This is a genomic window from Peribacillus sp. SIMBA_075 (assembly GCF_046534585.1).
Genome location: NZ_JAWRYN010000519.1, coordinates 1 through 275 on the forward strand (window position 1 = coordinate 1; position 275 = coordinate 275).

The 275-nt window shown below is 31.3% G+C and carries 1 protein-coding gene; it reads left to right on the top strand.

The genetic code is table 11. The features are described from left to right. Positions 1-132 (top strand): pro-sigmaK processing inhibitor BofA family protein (locus SB775_RS29255; RefSeq protein WP_410864731.1); only part of this gene is annotated, 132 nt, incomplete at its 5' end. Between the last annotated feature and the right edge of the window lie 143 nt (positions 133-275).

Genomic DNA, 275 nt, shown 5'->3' on the forward strand with positions numbered 1-275 from the left:
GTAAATGTTGTAGGGACATATTTTGATTTTCATATTCCAATTAACTTGGGAACCGCAACAATCACAAGTATATTAGTCCTACCTGGTGTTGCTGCATTAGTGGTTATTAAGCTTTATATCATGCCAAGATAAAATTATTTTGGCATTTTTTTAAAAAGTGTTGACGAACAAATGATTAATATGGTAAATTAATAAGCGTCGTCAGGAACGAAAGAAAAAAGTTGTTGACAGATTTAACGCAAAATGTTAAATTGTAAAAGTAGCTGAAACGCGAT